The 20,164-nt window shown below is 42.7% G+C and carries 16 protein-coding genes and 1 tRNA gene; 12 read left to right on the plus strand and 5 right to left on the minus strand.

Translation table 11 applies throughout. The features are described 5' to 3' along the window. Nucleotides 1-259: 259 nt before the first annotated feature. From QUB20_RS24415 to QUB20_RS24425, 3 genes are all read right to left on the minus strand, one after another. A complete protein-coding gene (locus QUB20_RS24415) occupies nt 260-457 on the minus strand; it encodes a hypothetical protein (RefSeq protein WP_006632682.1) in 198 nt (65 codons plus the stop codon). Between the two features lie 196 nt (nt 458-653). Then, nucleotides 654-1,070 carry a tetratricopeptide repeat protein gene (locus tag QUB20_RS24420; RefSeq protein ID WP_333055586.1) on the minus strand — a complete coding sequence of 139 codons (417 nt, stop codon included), beginning with the start codon at nt 1,068-1,070 and terminating at the stop codon, nt 654-656. Nucleotides 1,071-1,195: 125 nt separating this feature from the next. Continuing rightward, on the minus strand, nt 1,196-1,549 hold the full coding sequence (locus QUB20_RS24425) for a HesB/IscA family protein (RefSeq protein ID WP_006632680.1): 354 nt from the start codon (nt 1,547-1,549) through the stop codon (nt 1,196-1,198). A gap of 245 nt (nt 1,550-1,794) precedes the next feature. Between QUB20_RS24425 and QUB20_RS24430 the strand changes: the two genes are divergently transcribed. From QUB20_RS24430 to QUB20_RS24480, 11 genes are all read left to right on the plus strand, one after another. Then, on the plus strand, nt 1,795-3,441 hold the full coding sequence (locus QUB20_RS24430) for a DUF6930 domain-containing protein (RefSeq protein WP_333246022.1): 1,647 nt from the start codon (nt 1,795-1,797) through the stop codon (nt 3,439-3,441). A gap of 115 nt (nt 3,442-3,556) precedes the next feature. Continuing rightward, entirely contained in the window at nt 3,557-3,811 is a 255-nt protein-coding gene (locus QUB20_RS24435) for a hypothetical protein (RefSeq protein WP_333212548.1), read from the plus strand. A gap of 4 nt (nt 3,812-3,815) precedes the next feature. Continuing rightward, on the plus strand, nt 3,816-4,172 hold the full coding sequence (locus tag QUB20_RS24440) for a type II toxin-antitoxin system PemK/MazF family toxin (protein ID WP_333237674.1): 357 nt from the start codon (nt 3,816-3,818) through the stop codon (nt 4,170-4,172). A 62-nt stretch (nt 4,173-4,234) separates the two neighbouring features. Next, nucleotides 4,235-5,671, plus strand: coding sequence for a 9,9'-di-cis-zeta-carotene desaturase (gene zds, locus QUB20_RS24445; protein ID WP_333246024.1), 1,437 nt, complete (start codon nt 4,235-4,237; stop codon nt 5,669-5,671). A 193-nt stretch (nt 5,672-5,864) separates the two neighbouring features. Beyond that, nucleotides 5,865-6,311 carry an SRPBCC family protein gene (locus QUB20_RS24450; protein WP_015175311.1) on the plus strand — a complete coding sequence of 149 codons (447 nt, stop codon included), beginning with the start codon at nt 5,865-5,867 and terminating at the stop codon, nt 6,309-6,311. 106 nt (nt 6,312-6,417) lie between these two features. Beyond that, the gene (locus QUB20_RS24455; protein ID WP_333246027.1) at nt 6,418-8,508 is read left to right on the plus strand and encodes a serine/threonine-protein kinase; all 2,091 of its coding nucleotides are present in this window, start codon (nt 6,418-6,420) and stop codon (nt 8,506-8,508) included. A gap of 86 nt (nt 8,509-8,594) precedes the next feature. Continuing rightward, nucleotides 8,595-8,668: transfer RNA gene (locus tag QUB20_RS24460), tRNA-Val, on the plus strand. 266 nt (nt 8,669-8,934) lie between these two features. Beyond that, nucleotides 8,935-12,279 (plus strand): helicase-related protein, encoded by a 3,345-nt coding sequence (locus tag QUB20_RS24465; RefSeq protein ID WP_333055580.1) that lies wholly within the window; start codon nt 8,935-8,937, stop codon nt 12,277-12,279. Further along, a complete protein-coding gene (locus QUB20_RS24470) occupies nt 12,272-16,123 on the plus strand; it encodes an Eco57I restriction-modification methylase domain-containing protein (RefSeq protein ID WP_333246029.1) in 3,852 nt (1,283 codons plus the stop codon). Before QUB20_RS24465 ends, QUB20_RS24470 begins: the two co-directional genes overlap by 8 nt. Beyond that, on the plus strand, nt 16,120-17,601 hold the full coding sequence (locus QUB20_RS24475) for an AAA family ATPase (protein ID WP_333246031.1): 1,482 nt from the start codon (nt 16,120-16,122) through the stop codon (nt 17,599-17,601). The genes QUB20_RS24470 and QUB20_RS24475 overlap by 4 nt, the downstream gene beginning before the upstream one ends. A gap of 176 nt (nt 17,602-17,777) precedes the next feature. Further along, complete coding sequence (locus QUB20_RS24480) at nt 17,778-17,927, plus strand: hypothetical protein (protein ID WP_333055577.1); 150 nt, start codon at nt 17,778-17,780, stop codon at nt 17,925-17,927. Between the two features lies 1 nt (nt 17,928). Here QUB20_RS24480 and QUB20_RS24485 read toward each other — a convergent pair whose 3' ends face one another. After that, on the minus strand, nt 17,929-18,087 hold the full coding sequence (locus QUB20_RS24485; RefSeq protein ID WP_333145087.1) for a hypothetical protein: 159 nt from the start codon (nt 18,085-18,087) through the stop codon (nt 17,929-17,931). A 10-nt stretch (nt 18,088-18,097) separates the two neighbouring features. Beyond that, nucleotides 18,098-19,096: a hypothetical protein gene (locus QUB20_RS24490; RefSeq protein ID WP_333055575.1), complete on the minus strand. Its 999-nt coding sequence runs from the start codon at nt 19,094-19,096 to the stop codon at nt 18,098-18,100. A 276-nt stretch (nt 19,097-19,372) separates the two neighbouring features. On the opposite strand from QUB20_RS24490, the gene QUB20_RS24495 reads away from it, so the two are divergent. After that, nucleotides 19,373-19,615 carry a helix-turn-helix domain-containing protein gene (locus QUB20_RS24495; protein WP_293176868.1) on the plus strand — a complete coding sequence of 81 codons (243 nt, stop codon included), beginning with the start codon at nt 19,373-19,375 and terminating at the stop codon, nt 19,613-19,615. The last annotated feature ends 549 nt before the right edge of the window (nt 19,616-20,164 follow it).

The following is a 20,164-nucleotide window of genomic DNA, read 5'->3' on the forward strand; positions in this document are numbered from 1 at the left end:
GCCCACTTGTCGGTATGATCTAATCAATGACGTGGCAATCGCCTGACTCACTCTTTTAAGATACAAGGGGCGGGTTTACCGTGATATTCAACACAAATCCCAAATCCAATAAACCCGCCCCGACCGGATATTATGGTTGATCGACCGGACATGAGATCACTGCGCGTTGCAGGACTTTTTTCTTACTAAAAAAGATGCTGCCCTCCATGGAGGGCAGCTACTCAAATAAAGCATCTTAAAGTCTCTCACAACTTCAGAATTAACCTTCAGACATTCCTGATTTATTGGGCAATTGCAAATCATCCGGGTCTACGTAGTGACAAACTGCTTTGTCCATGCAAATCAAGGCCCAACCGGATTTATCGATGCTCATCAACTTGTAAGAAGCTGGCTGAATAAAGAAACCTTTGTGGTTGCGGGTTGCGGGTTTGATGTTAACGTGGCTGTCAGTGCTCATGTTTTTACAACTCCTAGTATTATCGTAGTAAAATCTGAAAACCGCTGAGCGGGTTTGTCAATCGTCTAAGTCTTCAAATACTAGCACTGACTTTCTGAGTTTTCCATAAAGTTATTTATTGATTTATTACGATGTCGTAATAAACCGCAAAGCCACTTTCGTCGATCCCCGCACCCAAATAGACTTGTTTGCGCGGTTACGGCTCCAGAAGCCACTGTTTAACGCGGGCGAGACTCTTCCAGTCGGGTTTTCTACTTAATCCTTCTTCAAAATTTTTTTTAACTTCGTCGAGTAACTCTTCGGAAGCCATCAGAAGTTGCTGAGCCACTTCTACGTGGGGACGCACTCCTTTCTCTTTGAGATCGAGGATCGCTACTGCTAGGTTGATGCGAGCTTGGGGGTCATGAGGGTTCAATTTAACGGCTGTTTTCGCTGCTTTTTGAGCCGAAGATGGTTTATTTTCCAACAGGTAGAGCCACGCGAGGCTAGCCCAAGCATTGCCATTTTTGGGAGCTTTTTCGCACACTTCTTTAAACACGGGGATCAGATTAGCCGGGGCTTCGCCAGCTTGGTAGCGATCGAAACCGTCTTTAAACAATTCTTCAGGGGTCATTCGATTTTAGATTTTGGATTTGAGATTTTAGATTGGAAAGAGCATTGGGTGCGGGACGCAGCAAGGCAGTCCGAGGCATTCTCAGCAATGAGTAATTACCAATCCCCAATGCCCTATTTTCCAATTTATGTAGAAAATGAACTGCCACAACCGCAAGTTTGAGTTGCGTTGGGGTTAGTAAACTGAAAACCGCCCCCGATCATAGCATCGCTGAAGTCGAGAACCAAACCGTAGAGATAAAGAATGCTCTTGCGATCGCAAACTACCTGAAAACCATCGTAGTCGAACACTTCATCGTCGGATTTCACAGTGCTGGGGTCTGCGAAATCCATGACGTAAGACATACCAGAGCAGCCGCCCTGGCGCACCCCTACCCGCAAGCAGAGGTCTTTACCTTGTTTCTCTCTCAGAGCTAAAACTTGACGGACAGCAGAGTCTGTCATTTGAATGCCGCGCTTTTCAGAAATGGCTTGAGTCATAATTTGCCGAACTCCTGAGATTGTCTAATGCTAAGAGTGTAATCTTATCCCTCCATTGTACAGGCATTCGCCAGAAGGCATAAGGTTAGATGCTGAAGGCCGAATTTTTAGCTTCTAATTTTTAATTCCCGTGGGGCCTCGTTCCCCAGCTTGATGTCCTCTCCCCCTATAGGGTTTATGATTGATAAGCAGCGGTTGACCGGCTATCGGCACCGCAACAATGCTTCACCCAACGGGCTTACTCTATGGCAGCGCTGAATCGCTCTACTCTTCGTCGGCTACAAAACTTACCTCAAATTCCCAGCGTGTGGGAGGGCGATCGCCGACCCTTATCTAATGCTGACTCGCACATGATGCTAGATGACGATGACGTTCTAGAAGCAGGTGGCGAGTGCATTCTCTGGGTCGATGGCTCCGAAGGAGTCGTGAGGGCTATGGACATGGTAGGCCCAGATGCCGGCCCAGAGGCGATCGTCCGGGCCCTGCTACGGGCAATGGAACATCCCCAAAGTCCGGCTCCCGCAGTCCGCCCCCAAAAAATAGTAGTCAAAAACCGAGAAATTCAATTTTATCTGCGGGGCGTACTTCAAGATTTAGGCATTTCCATTGACTACGTGCCGGAATTGCCCCTAATTGACGAAATATTTCGCGGCATGGAAGAGGTCGCCATCAACAGACCTCCTGAGTTGCCACCTCAGTATGCTGAAGTTTTAATGGAAAAAGCTGCTCAAATTTGGCAAGACGCTCCGTGGCGGACTTTGAGGGAACACCAAATTATATCTATTGAAATCAATCAGTGGGATGTCGCCAGCCTCTACGTGTCCGTATTGGGGCAAGGCAGAATGGATTACGGAGTTTTACTGTACCGTTCTCTAGAATCCTTGAAGCGGTTTCGAGAACGAGTCGTCAACGATGAATCTTTTGAAGATTTAGAACAGGCTTTTTTAGGGCAAGACTGTTTGTTTGTTACCTTTGAAAGTGCAGCAGATATTGATGAGGACGACGAGGACGAAATTGATTTAGCCGATTTGCCTCCCTCGGAAATTGAACCAAATTTCGGCAACCTACATCCTTTAGAAGGATTGCGATCGATCCTTTACGAAGAAGAAGCCCTCACGATGTTAGTTGCTCTCGAAGCATTTCATCGCTTTTTCCGCAACGGCCGCCGGAAATTGGGCTCAGACACTTTTCCCACTCTTAGCAGCCGCTACCGCATCCCTGTTCCGCAGCCTGACGGAGAAATTCAACAGGTATCCGTTAAAGTTTCCACGATGCCCGATGTATCAGACGAATTATTACAGATGCTCGGTGATGACGATGATGACGATGATGACGATGATGAATTTGACAAGCCACTGCTGCGGGACGATTTAGTACCGCAAAATTCATTTTTGAGTCTCGGTGCCGTACCTTGGGAAACGGTAGATTTCCTGCGCCAAAGTGTCCAGTTTCACCAAGGTGCAGAAGTTGATATTAATACCGCCGGAGATGGTTTGCCGGTGGTGATGATCCAAACTTCTCATCCGAAGGCAAAAACTATGATTCAGGATTTGAAAGAAGCTGGAGGTGTGAAGGGGATTGGTTTTAATCCGGGCGAAAATCCTTTTCAGGATGAGCAATTCGACTTGGGTATTTTGCAAACTAAAAATGGGGAGCTGTATTTGTTTGGGGAGTTTAATGAAGACGATCCGGTGCATCAGGAAGCTCGCAAGAAATGGGACCGTCGCTGTAAATTAACCAATGGTTGGTGCGGTTTGATTATTGCTAAAGGGTTGATGGGTGCTTCTCGCGGTCAGCCTCAGTTTAAGGATATGATCGCTTTGCTTGAGGTTCGCTGGGTGTCTGCTAAAGAGTTGGGAATTGGGCCACTTCAGTTAATGCCGATGTTTTGAAGGAATAAAGAAGCAGGAAGAAGGAAGAAGGAAGAAGGAAGAAAGAATATGTAAAAGTAATTTGTAAGGTGCGCCCCAGCGCACCCTAGGTTTTAAATTATAAAGGAAAATGATTATGTCAAATTCTACTCAAAAGCGAGAAGTGTTAGTCGCCCTTGATGCTGAATTCGCGGAGAAAATAGACCAGCTTACTGATGATTGGACGGAAGCTATCGAACAAGCTCTCCGTCTCTGGTACGCTAAGCAAATAGAAGATAAGTTGCGGAAGTTTTATCAAAACCGCAGCCAAGAAGATATTGAGTTTGAGGAAGAATGGGCAACATTTGCTCAGGAACAAATGGAAGAAATTTTAATAGAGGAAGGTCTTTGATACAATGACAGAAGCTTATCCGCGACAAGGCGAAGTTTATCTTGTTAGAGCTTTGCGAACGATCGGAGATACCAAAAAGCGTCCTGTTGCTGTCGTTTCCATAGATAGCCGGAATGAATTGAGCCGTACTGTACTGATTGTCCCTTTTACTAGCGATTTGAGAGGAGGCGAAACTCCGACTCGGGTTTTGATTCCGGCTGGTGAAGGAGGGTTAGAATCTGACTCGCTGGCTGTCTGCGAGCAAATTATAACTGTCCAAAAGACTTATCTGGAACAAGGCGCTTACGGTCAACTTAGTGCCGATGTCCTAGCCAGAATTCAGAGGGCTGTACAAGTGTCGATCGGCATTTACGAACTTTAATAATATTTCTAATATTCTAAATTTTGTTACAATTTGTAAAAATACTGTAAAGGATAGGTAAAATGCGGGTTGCGATCGCAGGTGCGGGACTGGCTGGAATGACCACAGCAGTCGATTTAGTGGAGGCCGGCCACGAAGTAGAAATTTTTGAATCCCGCCCCTTTGTCGGCGGCAAAGTTGGCAGTTGGGTAGATCCCGACGGCAATCACGTTGAAATGGGTTTGCACGTCTTCTTCGGCTGCTATTATAACTTATTTGCCCTGATGAAAAAAGTGGGAGCTTTTGACGATTTGCTCCTCAAAGAACACGTCCACACTTTTATCAATCGAGGTGGCGAAACTGGTTCTTTGGATTTTCGCTTTCCCGTGGGTGCTCCTTTGCACGGATTGAAGGCATTTTTTACTACATCCCAGCTATCCGTACAAGACAAAATTCAAAATGCGATCGCCCTGGGAACTAGCCCGATCGTCCGAGGTTTGATCGACTTTGACGGAGCGATGAAAACCATCCGCGATTTGGATAAAGTTAGCTTTGCTGACTGGTTCCGCAGTCATGGCGGCAACCAAAACTCGCTCAAAAGAATGTGGAATCCGATCGCCTACGCACTGGGTTTTATCGACACCGAAAATATTTCTGCTCGGTGTATGCTGACAATATTTCAATTCTTTGCTACCAAAACAGAAGCATCAAGGATGCGAATGCTGGCCGGTTCTCCCAGCGAATATTTGCACAAGCCAATTGTGGAATATTTGGAAAAGAAAGGAGCAAAAATTTACACGCGGCGCAGAGTCCGAGAAATTCAGTTTGAAGAAGGTGCAGAAACCCGCGTCACAGGCTTGGCAGTAGCTAGCGGCGAAACTGAAGAAACTATTACCGCTGATGCTTATCTTTTTGCATTAGACGTACCAGGAATTCAGAAAATATTGCCCCCAGCTTGGCGCAAATGGTCAGAATTTGACAACATTTATAAATTAGATGCGGTGCCAGTTGCTACAGTGCAATTGCGGTTCGACGGTTGGGTAACGGAATTGGAAGACGAAGCCAAGCGCAAACAGTTGAGCCACGCTGTCGGCATCGATAATTTGCTATATTCAGCAGATGCAGATTTTTCCTGTTTTGCTGATTTGGCGCTGACAAGTCCCAAGGATTATTATAAGGAAGGACAAGGTTCTCTGTTGCAGTTGGTGTTGACTCCGGGAGATCCGTTTATTAAACAAAGCAATGAGGCGATCGCCCAACACGTACTTAAGCAAGTTCAGGATTTATTCCCGTCAGCGCGGGAATTAAACATGACTTGGTACAGTGTAGTGAAGCTAGCTCAATCTTTGTATCGCGAAGCACCGGGAATGGATGTTTTCCGCCCTGCTCAAAAAACTCCGATCGCCAATTTCTTTTTAGCAGGAAGTTACACTCAGCAAGACTACATTGATAGTATGGAAGGAGCGACACTTTCAGGCCATCAAGCCGCTAAGGCAATTCTCGAAGCTTACAGTCATTAGTCCTTAGTCTTCTATCGTTTTCTCTCGTTCCCAGGCTCTGCCTGGGAAGGGCGATCGGGAGGCTCTGCCTCCAGTATTCGAGAGGAAAAGTGAGGCGGAGCCTCTGGATCTGCGTTACCAGGCTCTTCCTGGTAACAAGAAAAAAAGAAACAATTCTTCAATCTAAAATCTAAAATCTAAAATCTAAAATCCCATGACTGATTGGTTAGAACACAGTGTCCAAGTAGAAGTGGCAATTCCCATCGAATTAGCGTGGCAACTCTGGTCAGATTTAGAGCAAATGCCGCGCTGGATGAAGTGGATAGAATCTGTTCATGTTCTCGAAGAAGATCCAGAGTTGTCTCGCTGGAAACTCGCAACTGGCGGGTTAGAATTTAGCTGGCTTTCTCGGATTCTCAAATTAGTGCCGAATCAGATAATTCAGTGGGAATCGGTAGACGGCTTACCAAATCGAGGTGCCGTAAGATTTTACGATCGCAAAGACAGCAGTATCGTCAAGCTGACAGTGGCTTACGGAATTCCCGGCTGGCTGGGAAAATTGATGGATAACCTATTTCTGGGCCGCGTGGTTGAATCGACAATTCAGGCTGACTTGGAAAGGTTTAAAGAGTATGCTCTGAAAGTAAAAGCCACATCTTAAATTCTGACGACTCAAGTCCTTTGGTTTTTAATTGTAACGCGAGAGTCGATCGCGCTTGGGCGTCAGTATCATAGAGATGTGCTGCTGATTCCTTCTCGGTTTAGTTATGAGTTATTGCCTAAACCCCGCCTGTCAAAACCCGCAAAATGCCGATCGTACCCAATTCTGCCTGAATTGCGGCTCCAAACTGTTGCTCAGAGAGCGTTACCGCGCCATCAAACCCCTTGGGCGCGGCGGTTTTGGCCGCACTTTTTTAGCAATAGACCAAGACAAACCCTCAAAACCGCGCTGTGCAATTAAACAGTTTTTTCCCCTATCCCAAGGTACCAGCAGCAGCGAGAAAGCAGCAGAATTATTCAACCGAGAAGCGGTGCGGCTAGACGAATTGGGGAAACACCCGCAAATTCCCGAACTGCTGGCGCACTTTCAGCAGGAACGCTATCAGTATTTGGTACAGGAATTTATAGAAGGTCAGAATTTACAGGAAGAGTTGGCGCGGAGTGGGCCTTTCAGCGAAAGTCAGATTCTTAGTCTGCTGAAGGATTTATTGCCAGTATTGCAGTTCGTGCACGATCGCAGTGTAATTCACCGAGATATTAAACCCCCCAATATTATCCGCCGCCGCCTTTCTCAAACTCCCACCATTTATACTTACCCAACATTAACCGGGGAATTAGTTTTAGTTGATTTTGGCGCTGCAAAACTTGTGGAGGGTTTGAGAGAAACCGGTACAGTCATCGGTTCTCCCGAATTCGTCGCGCCGGAACAAATTAGAGGTCAAGCGGTTTATGCCAGTGATTTGTATAGTTTGGGAGTAACTTGCATTTATTTGCTGACTCAAATATCTCCTTTTGATTTGTTCGATATCAATCAAGATGCTTGGGTTTGGCGAGACTTTTTGAAGGTTCCAATTGATCCGAAATTAAGTCGCATCCTCGACAAAATGATCGAATCGAGTCTCAGTCGGCGCTACAAATCTGTAGCTGAGGTATTGAAAGATTTGCAGCCGCAGCAGTCGGCGGGGGCGGGCACGGGGGCGGGCACGGGGGCACCGCCCCTACCAGCGCCTAAAATTTCCGTGCCGCAGAGGACGCCTGTGGTGCAGAATGCAGTGCCGCCAACGGTTGCAGGCACCATTTTACCTGTGCCGCCGATGCAGCGGGTTGTGCCCGCACGCGCGCCTACTTGGAGGTGTGTTCATACTCTGGTAGGGCATTCTAATGCTGTTACGTCGGTAGCTTTCAGTCCTGATGGCACGACTTTAGCTAGCGGCAGTGAGGACAAAACGATTGAGATGTGGAAGTTGGAGACCGGTAGGCGGTGGTACACTCTCACGGGTCATTCTGACTGGGTGACTTGTGTGGCGTTTAGTCCTGATGGCGCGACTTTGGCTAGTGGCGGCCGGGACAAAATGATTCATATTTGGAATTTGAATAAGGGTAAGTGGTGGTACGCTTTGGCGGGTCATTCTGACAGGGTTTCTGCTGTGGCGTTTGGTCGGGATGGTCAGGTTTTGGCTAGCGGCAGTCGGGACAAAACTGTGCAGTTGTGGAATTTGAATAAGGGAAGGCGGATGTCGGCTTTGACTGGTCACGCTGGCGGGGTGGAGGCGGTGGCTTTTAGTCCTGGCGGGGAGTTTTTGGCTAGCGGCAGCCGGGACAAGACTGTGCAGTTGTGGGATTGGCAAAAGGGTCGATCGATTTGTACTTTAGCAGAGCACGGGGATTGGGTGCGGGCGATCGTTTTTGCGACCCCCCCCAGCCCCCCCTTGGTAAGGGGGGGAGTAGGAGAAGGATTGACTTCCTCTGTGTCCCCTGCCGGTCAGACCCCCCCCAGCCCCCCCTTGGTAAGGGGGGGAGATGCAGAAGGATCATCGATTTTGGCGACGGGGAGTCGGGATGGTACGGCGAAGCTGTGGCGGGTGGATGCACAGGGGCGAGGGACGCTGCTGCGGAGTATGAGGGACAATTCTGGGGATGTTTTGTGTGTGGCGTTGAGTCCCGATGGTAGGGTTTTGGCGACGGGGAGTCGGGATGGGACGATTTATTTGTGGGATGCGGGTACGGGGGGTTTGCTGGAAATTCTGACGGGCCACGGGGAGGAGGTTTTGTCGGTGGCGTTTAGTGCTGATGGGGGGAGTTTGGCTAGCGGTGCGGGCGATCGAACTGTGAAGATTTGGCGGGGGATGGGGCATTAGGGGCGATGTCAAGAGTGCCCGCTTAAAAAATTTCATATTTATGCTTGACAGGCGATCGAATGTTCTGCTACATTAGGAATTCGTGAGGACGCATAGCTCAGTTGGTTAGAGCACTACGTTGACATCGTAGGGGTCACTGGTTCGAGTCCAGTTGTGTCCATGAATTTAAATCATTTATAAATCAAGGGTTATAGGTTTTCGATCCTACCGAGAGTTCTGTTTTCCGCTGATATTTCGCTCACTCTTCCCTTAATGTAGCCTCTCCGTAGGGTGTCCCGGAGCCGAAAAATCTGTTGAAATCGAAATAATCAATGTCCGGGGCATCCTACAAGTTGATTTAACTGTGACACTTGCGTAAGTCCTACAAGATTTTAACATTCTTAAAAAAAAATATGTTTAACAATAAACCTTGAACAGGTAAAAAATATGCCCCGTTCGATTTTTTCCTTATCATATTCAGGCATTAAAGATAACCACACACGGGGGTGTGTTGGTGATTTTTTAAGATTTAAAATCAAAGAAGGTTCCCGCTTATCAATTGTTTCAGCTTATTTTACAATTTATGCTTTTGAAGAGCTGAAAGAACAGCTATTGAAAATTGAAAAATTACAATTCCTGTTTGGCGAACCAACTTTTGTTCTCGATCCTCACAGAAATGAAACCAAAGCCTTCTTAATCGATCGAGAAGGGTTAACCCTCCTAAAGCAGCTTCAACAAAAACGTTTAGCCAAAGATTGTGCTGACTGGATTAGAGAAAAAGTAGAGATAAAATCGATCGCAAAGTCTAACTTCTTGCACGGAAAACTCTATCATATTGACAATGAAGTACAGGACATCAGACCCGATGGATCGACTACCATTTATCGAGTTCCCTCCGCGATTATGGGAAGTTCTAATTTTACCATAAAAGGCTTAGGATTGTCTGACAATATCAACAATATTGAATTAAATTTAATCGTCAGTAGCATAGAAGACACTTATGATTTCAAAGTTTGGTTTGACCAAATTTGGAACAATGAAGAACTGGTCAAAGATATCAAAGCAGATGTGTTGTTTTATTTAGAACAATTATATACTAACTCCACCCCAGAACTGGTTTACTACAAAACCCTATTTCATATCTTTGAAAAATTTTTAGCAGACCAACAATACGCTGGATTGTTCAGTGAAAGCAACCAGCTAGTTGATACTACCATATGGAATACTTTATTGGAATTTCAAAAACATGGCGTAATAGGAGCAATTAATAAAATTCGCACCCATAATGGTTGTATTATTGCCGATAGTGTGGGTTTAGGAAAAACCTATGAAGCCTTAGCAGTTATTAAATATTTTGAAATCCTGAACTATAGAGTTTTAGTGTTATGTCCAAAAAAATTACGCGAAAACTGGACAATCTATCACGCACAGAATAATAGTGAAGTAAATCCATTTGTTAGCGATCGCTTTAATTATACAGTCTTATCTCACACAGATTTAAGTCGTGAGTCTGGCAAATCCGGTGATACCGATTTAGGGACTCTTAACTGGGGAAATTATGACCTAGTAGTAATTGATGAATCCCATAATTTCCGCAACAACACTAAGGGTAAGCGAGATGAAGATGGGAATATAATTCGTAAAAGTCGTTATGAGCGACTGATGGATGACATTATTAAAGCGGGCATTAAAACCAAGGTTCTATTACTCTCTGCTACTCCTGTTAATAATAACCTGACTGATTTAAGACATCAGCTTGAATTTATCACTGAAGGCAAGGATGATGCTTTTCAAGCAGCAATTGGTGTAGTTAGCCTGAAAGATACTCTAGCTAGCGCTCAACGAGCTTTTACCACTTGGTCAAAAAAGAGTAGTCGCATAACTAGCGAACTCTTAAATTCCCTTGATTCTGGGTTTTTTAAACTGCTTGACGAATTAACCATAGCTCGTTCTCGCAAACATATTCAAAAATATTATAAAGATGTTGTAGAGCAATTAGGCGGCTTCCCAATTAGGATAAAACCCTTGTCTATCTTTCCAACAATTGATTTGAAAGGTAAGTTTATGTCCTACGACAAACTCAATGATGAAATTTCTAATTATAAATTGTCATTATTTAACCCTTCTAAATATGTTTTGCCGCAGTACAGAGAAGAATACGAACATAAATCAGGACAAAGATTTAAGCAGAGTGTACGCGAATATTTTCTCATCGGGATGATGAAAGTTAACTTTCTTAAACGGCTGGAAAGTTCGGTGACATCCTTTGCAATTACGATGGCAAGGACTATCGCTAAAATTGCAGATTTACAGGAACGAATTAAAACCTTTAAGCAGTTTCGAGATCAAAACCAGAATATTGAGTTTAATCAGTTAAATCTTGAAGATATTGATGATGAAGAACTACAAGCAGCTATCGAGGTTGGTTCCAGGTTTACTTTTAAGATGGCACATCTTGATACTGATGAATGGTTAAAAGATTTAGCAGAGGATAAGCAACAACTCAAGATTCTTTATAATTCCGCTTTGCAGGTTGATGAAACGCGGGATGCCAAGTTAGCCGAATTGAAAAAATTGATTCAAAACAAAGTAAAACAGCCAACAATTAATAAACAAAATCAACCTAACCGTAAAGTTTTGGTATTTACTGCTTTTGCCGATACAGCAGAGTATCTTTATCAGGCTTTGCACGAATGGAGCGCAACTTCTAAGCTCAATATTAACATAGCTTTAGTAGTTGGGGGAACTGGCCGAAATAAAACTACATTTGGCAAGAATGAGTTCAATCAAATTCTGACTAATTTCTCTCCCATTTCCAAAAAGCGCGACAAGATGCCATCTATGCCCCAAGATGGAGAGATTGATTTATTGATTGCGACAGATTGTATTTCTGAAGGGCAAAATTTACAGGATTGCGATTATCTAGTTAATTACGATATTCATTGGAATCCAGTCAGAATCATTCAGCGTTTTGGACGGATTGACCGTATCGGTAGTGTTAACCATACAGTACAGTTAGTGAATTTCTGGCCTACTGATGACTTAAATAAATACATCAATCTCAAAAATCGAGTAGAAGCAAGGATGGCGTTGGTAGATATTGCCGCTACCTTTGAAGACAACTTGCTGGAACCGGATGAAATTGAAGAGTTAATTCAAACGGATTTAAAATATAGAGATAAACAGTTATTACGATTGCAGAATGAGGTATTAGATTTAGAGGATTTCAACGAAAGCGTTGCCCTCAATGAGTTTACCTTAGATGACTTTCGCATTGAACTAAGTAATTACTTGCAAAGGAACCAGAAACAGCTAGAAGATGCACCTTTGGGTATTTATGCAGTCGTTCCACCAGCGTCGGAAAATCCGATAATTGCACCAGGAGTAATTTTTTGTTTAAAACAGAAAGGTGATACTTCGGGAAATGAGCAGGTTAATCCTCTGCAACCGTACTTTCTGGTGTATATTAGAGAGGATCAGGTAGTACGTTTCAGTTTTGCTCAACCTAAGCAGATTTTAGAGATGTTTCGGTTGTTATGTGCGAATCAGGCGCAAGCTTATGACTCGTTGTGTAATTTGTTTGACAACCAGACGAATAACGGGGAAGATATGAGTGTTTATAACGATTTGCTTGAGAGGGCGGTTGATTCGATTACTCGGACTTTTAAGAAGCGGTTAGGTAGTAATTTGTTTAAGTCTGGTAAAGGTGCGGTAATGCCAGAACACAAAAAACAGGTGACAAGCAAAACTGATTTCGATTTAATTACATGGTTGGTGATTAAAGATGAATGAACGAGAGATGAAAGATAAAATTGCGAAATCTATCCAAAGTTTAGCTGCGGGTAATGCAGCCGAGAAGCTAGAGCTATTATTCCAAACCCTAGGATATACGACGCAAAGAAAATTTGAGTTAGATAGCAATTCCCCTGAAGATTTTATCGATACTTTTGGATTTGGGGAAATCAACCAGCAACGGGCGAGTTTATCTCAATGGAAGTCGGTTGATTTTTTGTTTCAACTGACTGAAGATGAGATTAAATCCAATCGTAAATTAGGATTTTCTAGTAACATAGATCAAAATTATCTGCAATCTTATATTTTCTTGGCGGTTGAGTTGCGGGAGAATGATTACACACGCAGTCAGCTATCGGACATTACTCGCGAAGTTAACCGTCAATCTGATATTCCGATTATGGTTTTATTCCGACATGGTGAGTGTTTTACTTTGTCGATAATTAACCGCCGTCCTAATAAACGAGCAACTTCTAAGGATGTTTTAGAAAAAATCACTTTAATTAAAGATATTAATATTTTTCAGCCCCATCGCGCTCATATTGAAATACTTTTTGACCTTTCATTACCTCAGTTGTTTAAACAGTATCAATTTACTAACTTTGACCAATTGCATGATGCTTGGCAGAAAACTCTTGATACTTCTGAACTAAATAAACGGTTTTTCAAAGAAGTAGCTAACTGGTATTTTTGGGCGGTACAAAATGTTACTTTTCCCGAAGGTGCGGGGGGAAATGTCGAGATTCGTAATGCTACTAGCGTTATTCGTTTAATTACGAGATTGATTTTTGTTTGGTTTCTCAAGGAAAAAGGGTTGGTACCAGATGATTTGTTTAACTATCAAAGGGTACAGCAATTAATCAAGTCCTATGAACCGACAGAAAGCACTTATTATAAAGCGATTCTGCAAAATTTATTCTTTGCAACCCTGAATCAGGAGATGAATACTCCTAGTAAACCTGATAATCGTAAGTTTAGAAATAAGGCGAAGCAAGCAGGGGGACGTGACCAAAATTACATGGTGCATAATGTCTATCGCTATGAGCATTATTTTCACGATTCCCCAGCGATACTCAGATTGTTTGATAATATTCCATTTCTGAATGGTGGTTTATTTGAATGTTTGGATAAACCCGATCAATATCAGCCTAAACAGATTGTCCGCATTGATGGTTTTTCGGAACGTCAGGATAATCGGCTAAATATTCCTAATTGTCTATTTTTTAGTGAATCCGCTCAACAAATTGATCTGAATGATGTTTACGGGACAAAAAACAAGCGCTATACGGTGCGAGGTTTAATTAATATTTTTCATAGTTATAAGTTTACTGTTACTGAAAATACCCCGATTGAGGAAGAAATTGCCCTTGATCCTGAGTTGTTAGGGAAGGTGTTTGAAAATTTACTCGCTGCTTATAACCCGGAAACGAATACAACTGCTAGGAAGCAAACCGGATCTTTTTATACGCCGCGTGAAATTGTTGATTACATGGTAGATGAGGCATTAATTGCTTGTTTGGAAGGTAAATTGACTTCACTCAGTGGAGAAAAAGAAGTGAATCAAAGGTTGCGCCATCTGTTTGCTTATAATAATCAGCAGCATCAGTTTACAGATACAGAAGTATCAGGATTGATTGAGGCGATTGATAATTTGAAAATTCTCGACCCGGCTTGCGGTTCGGGTGCTTTTCCGATGGGTATTTTGCATAAGTTGGTGTATATTTTGAGTAAGCTTGACCCGCAAAATGGCAGATGGAAGGAAAAGCAAATATCTAAGGCTAGTGAGATTCCTGATGGCACGATTCGAGAAAAGGTAATTGAGGATATTGAGCAAGCTTTTGAGCATAATGAGTTGGATTATGGACGGAAGTTATATTTAATTGAAAACTGCATTTATGGGGTAGATATTCAGCCGGTGGCTATCCAGATTTCTAAGTTAAGGTTTTTCATTTCGCTGATTGTTCACCAAAATATTCATGATTCTCAGGAAAATCGGGGTGTACGTCCTTTACCGAATTTGGAAACTAAGTTTGTGGCGGCTAATGCTTTGATTGGAATTAAAGGGGCTGCTGATTTTACTTTACGTGATCCTCGCATTGAACAAAAGGAAAAGGAATTAGCAGAGGTTCGCAGAAGTTATTTTATGGCTCGTACTCCTAAAACTAAGGCTAAGTATCGAGAATTGGATGATCAAGTTCGTCATCAGATTAGTGAGATTCTTAAAAGTGGTGGCTTTCCGAGTGAAAGTGCGGAAAAGTTGGCTAATTGGAAGCCTTACGAGCAAAATGCTGTGGCTGATTTCTTTGATTCAGAATGGATGTTTGGGCTAGGTGAGGGTTTTGATGTTTGTATTGGCAATCCGCCCTATGTGCGCCAAGAACAAATTAAAGAGTTTAAACCTATCTTTAAAAGTCAGTATGATTGTTATACAGGTGTAGCTGATTTGTATGTTTATTTTTATGAGCAAGGGTTAAAGCTCCTGAAAAATCAAGGTATTCTCTGCTACATCTCATCAAATAAATATTTTCGCTCTGGTTACGGGGAAAAGCTGCGTAAGTTTTTAGCTAATGAATCGACTATTCAGCAATTAATTGATTTTGGTGATGCACCGATTTTTACGGCTATTGCTTACCCTAGCATCATTATTGCTAGTAAAGAACAGCCTAAAAATCATCAAACTCGCGTTTTAAATTGGGAATTAGGGCAAGCTGTCGATCAGTTTGCTTCAGTGTTTGAAAATCAGAGCTTTTTGATGGCACAAAAGGAGTTGACTGCTGATGGTTGGCGGCTAGAGTCGTCAACAGTTCTCAATTTGTTGGGAAAACTGCGAAAAGCTGGTACACCGCTAGGGGAATATGTGAATGGCAGATTTTATTACGGTATTAAAACTGCTTTTAACGAAGCATTTGTGGTGGATACAGAAACGCGAGATAGACTCATCGCTGAACATTCCTCCTCTGCGGAAGTTCTCAAACCTTTTTTGCGGGGTCGTGATGTTAAAAGATGGAGAGTAAACTTTGCCGATCAATATTTAATTAAGATCGAGTCATCTGAAAATAAAAAACACCCGTGGTCAAATAAAGAAAACTCAGAAGCGGAAAAAGTCTTTGCGAAAACCTACCCAGCTATTTATAAACATTTTCAACAATTTAGAGCTTCTTTAATCAAAAGAGAAGATCAGGGTAAGTATTTTTGGGAGTTGCGCTCATGTAAATATTGGCAAGAATTTGAGCAGCCTAAGATTATTATTCCTGCAATTACTCAAAATGTTGAATATGCTGCTGATTTTGCCGGTTATTTCAGCAATGATAAAACTTCTATTTGTGTTATAGAAGATGTTTGTTATGTTCTTGGTATCCTCAATTCACAACTGATGTGGTGGTTTATCCAAAATACTGCTGCTTCAAAACAAGGAGGTTTCTATGAGTTCAAGCCGATGTACGTTTCAAAACTACCTATAGTCAAATCAGATCGCCCTGAATTAATTGAAACCCTAGTTAATTACATCATCTACCTCACCGCCGAACTCAAAGATATTCCTAGTCATGGCGAAAAGATGGTAGAAACAGCAGAAGACAAACTGATGCTGAGTTATTTTGAGCAAGTTGTGGATGCGCTGGTGATGGAGTTATATTTACCGGAAGAATTGCACAGCCATGACAAATACTTCATGAGTCATGTGTTATCGGAAAATCTTCCCGTTTTCGATACCATCAAAGGTGATAAAATGCCAGCGCTGAGACAAATCTTTAAACGACTGTTTGACTCTGAGCATCCGATTCGGGTTAATATTTATTTTTTGAATAGTTTAGAAGTCGTGCGGATTATTAGAGGTTTAGGATGAGAATAATTAAAATTGAGATTAAAAATTTTCGTGCTTTCTACAATCATCATATTGTCGAATTAGCAAAAGATGGAGAACGTGGGAAACCAAACTTACTGATTTATGGTGAAAATGGTAGCGGTAAATCCTCCCTTTTATTAGCACTTCAGTATCTGCTTGAATCTGGAATTAATAATCTAGACTTTGAGCAATATAAAAATATCTTTGCACCGGAAAATGAGGAAGGCTATATCAAATTCTTTTTGCGACAAAACCTGAATACACCCCAAATTGTTCACGAGTGGTCATCTACCACCCGCACTACCAACGATCCAGACATAATTGCCGCATCTCAAGCTAAAGGTATCCTAGACTATAAACGTTTACTTGAAGTTCATTTTATCCATCACAAAGAGCCCGAAGTCAATATTTTTGAGCTATTAGTTCATAGCCTGTTAGGACAGTGTATTAATGACCTTCATCCCCTGCAAAGAACCTTTCCTGATAACTGGAATGACTTACTAGCAATTGTTCCAAAACAAAAAAATCACAAGCGCAAAATTGCTATTTTTGAAGCCGAAAGCCAAATCTTTAATCAAGGACTACGCGCCAAGCTCAACGAGTTAGAGCAAAAAGCTACACAACTGATGGAATATTTTGGCTATAAAATTGTCATTTCTTTACATTTTCAAGGCATTACTTTTGATAACACAGCCAAATATAGAGACGACCAAAAAGAAAATTGTATTGACAATCGGAAGATTTTATTAAATATTAAGTTCCTAGAACGAGAAATATCTAGTCCACATCACTTCCTGAATGAAGCAAAACTCTCTGCTATTGCGATCGCGCTTTATTTTAGCTCTCTCCTCGTAGCACCGAAACCCCAACTCAAACTACTCGCCTTAGATGATATTTTTATTGGCTTAGATATGTCTAATCGCCTCCCCTTAATTGATATTATCAAAGATCAATTCAGCGAGTACCAAATATTTTTGATGACCTACGATCGGGAGTGGTATGAAATTCTTAAACAGAGATTTGATGGTAACAAATGGGTTTTTCAGGAACTTTATTGCGGAAAAATTACAGAGGATTTAGAAATTCCTGTCTGGAAGCAAGACACTGATTATTTAGACAAAGCACAACAATATCTTACCCCGGCTCCCCCTCAAGCTCCCGATCTCAAAGCATCCGCTGTATATTTGCGTACCGCCTTTGAAGTCATCCTCAAAAAATTCTGTGATAAGCATTACTTAAAGGTAAAATATCAAGAAGAGTCTAAAAAATTAACAACCGATGACTTTTGGCAACCACTTATCGCCTACAAAAAGGATGGAACTCTGTTTCTAAGTGCAACCTGTAAACAAAATATTGAATTATATCGTACATTAATTATGAATCCCCTAAATCATGCACAAATTAGCCAAACTTACGGTCGCGAAATTCAAGAAGCAATTGATGCAGTAAAAACTCTCAAACATGAGTTGGGCATATGATATTAAACTAATACTGAGTGATATCGAGAGAAAACGTCATGACCGAACTGTTAGATGAGGTGCGATAGATAGAAATCGCGACCCCGATCAAAAGCAAAGCTAAAACTTGCTTTGACAACGCTTGTAAGGCAGCCTTAGCTATTGAGGGGGCGCTCTACGTCCAAGGCTTTTTGGCCGTGCCCAAAGCGCCCTACAAGCCGATCGACAATCCGACTTTCAACCAGTATAAACGATCGCCCCCTGCATCCCCAAATGATATGAAATCAGATCGATCGCCTACCAGCCCCTTCCGGGACACGGCTGTGATGCCGTGTCCTTACCCGTAACTTATCGGCGACAGCCTTCGGCGATCGCCCTTAACACCGCTAGCCGCACTTCTGGATGAAATTTCTCAAGCCCGTTAGCCCGAAAAATCCAGTGTCCGCCGCCCGCGTGCTCGATCGCAATTTTCTGACCGTCAGGCAAAACTATTTGCCACCAATTCAACACACTGGCTTTAATAAGGTGGCACTGAATTTCGTTCAGTTGAGCCTCCATTAATTTCAGTTGACGCATGATAGGATTTTGGGCAGATGACTTCATGATTTTTCTCATTAAATGAATTCGACTGTTTCTCGGCTTTGATTTCAGTTTGCCGATTTTTTAACTTAACTTCACCTTCCGAAGTTTTCGCCTTAACTTCCCTTTCCGAAGTTTTCGCCTTCACTTCCCTTTTACCACCTTTTGGCTCAACTTTGACTCCAAAACCTTTAGACTTAACTTTTCCTGGGGCAGAAGTTGAAGTCGTTTCCGTGGTCGGCTTCTTAAACTCCGCGTCTAATTGGTCTAAAATCTCCTCTTGTTCGGGAGTATGTTCCGCTGGCTGGTCTGAATTTCTGGGATTGTATTCGCCAACCAACCTTGCCAAAAATTCCGAAATTGACAGTCCGGCTGCGGCTGCTTTTTTCGTTAAAATGGCGTAGGTGTCGGTTTTAATCCGAATTTGTTTGAGCCGGAGGTTGGGATTGTTGTCAACGGTTTCAGCAATAGTTACTGCCGTAATCCTTTCTTTGGGTATGACATCGACAACTTCTTGCCACTTTTCCTGTAAACGACAGTCGCCGTATTGGTCGGTAATTGCGTGTTTGAACAAAGGGACAACTTGAGCAACGCAGCTAGGCAAAATCTCAAATCCGGCTTTAATTAAGCGCAGGCAAATGCTCGCAGCTTTGATAATTTGCGTGCAGTAAAAATACTGCCTGCCTAATGCTTGTTCGCAGTAACTTTTAAAAGTTTTGAATTTGTCTTTGTACAATCGCAGCTTTCGGATGGCGTCCAGCATGATTCCTTGACGCACGTAGTCTAGGAATCCCCTTTTAATTTCGCCTGTGAGGTAATCTAAATCGTGAAAGGGAGATTGATTCTGGATTTCTTCTTCAAAGTCTAGCAGCGGGCCTGCAAAGTGAAAGTTGGAGGCGACATCGCCTAGGTAGAAGTTGTCAATTGATGTGGACATGATCTGGAATGGTTCGAGAAAGGGCACGATAGCACGGAAGTTGTGCGATCGCAAAGTTGAAGTTTTGGTCTGGATCTTTGATACAATTTTGAGTTGGGCTGTCTTGTGAGGTCGATCGACCTTTTACATGGCATCACCTCAAGGCGGTTATTCAAAACTGTAGGTTTTGGCTGTTCGCCCTGACCGGCCAGCTTTTGTTCTGTCACTTGTATCTCATTATGAGATGTCGATTTAAATTTGTCAAGTATGACATCTCAATTTGAGATTTATGTTACAATGTCATCAAGAAAAGAACGAAGACAGGAGGGCAATTCACCATTGGAAGCCCTAAGAATCAACAAAACAGACTTATCACAAGATGAGTTTGCTTTTAGATGCGGGATTCCCCGGGCCACGTATCATAGATGGATATCTGGAGCCACAGAACCAAAATTTTCTCTCTTTCAGTTGAAAGCTATTTGCCGAGAACTAAAAATAGAAAAAATCGATGAACTTCCAGAGAGCTTTGGGCCGAATTAGCAATTAAATTAAACCAACAGTTAAAAAATTATTACTGCTGATACAATTTTGAGTTGGGCACTCCTGTGAGGTCGATCGACCTTTTACATGGCATCACCTCCTCGGCGTTGAGAAAAAAGGGGCTTGAGGTATGCGCCCAACCCCCGAAAATACGCTTGGCTATGCAGGCATAATTGATAGACACGAAAAATAAGGCGGTTCTTCAACTAAACCAAAAGGAGTCCCGCGCTCTACCTGTACCTAGGTGAGCGTCGGGAGGAATTTGCGTGAGCCAGGAGAGCCGTCCCGAACCAAACCGATGACTTTATGTGTCGGAAAGTTCGGGGCGGTCGATGAGCGAACAAATAATTTTTGCTACACCACTTGCTTTTTCCATGTTCACGAGATAGAATTTTCTCAGACTTCGTGAAAGTAATGCCTCAAATAATCACCGCCAAGCTAAAACTCAACCTGAATGCCGAGCACAAAGGTTTGGTGTCTCAGACTACCTTGGCTTATCGCGATGCCTTGAATCATACTTCGCGAGTTGCTTTTGATGCGAACAAAACC

The sequence above is a fragment of the Microcoleus sp. B4-C2 genome, from assembly GCF_036705265.1.
In the GTDB taxonomy this organism is placed as follows: Bacteria; Cyanobacteriota; Cyanobacteriia; order Cyanobacteriales; family Microcoleaceae; genus Microcoleus.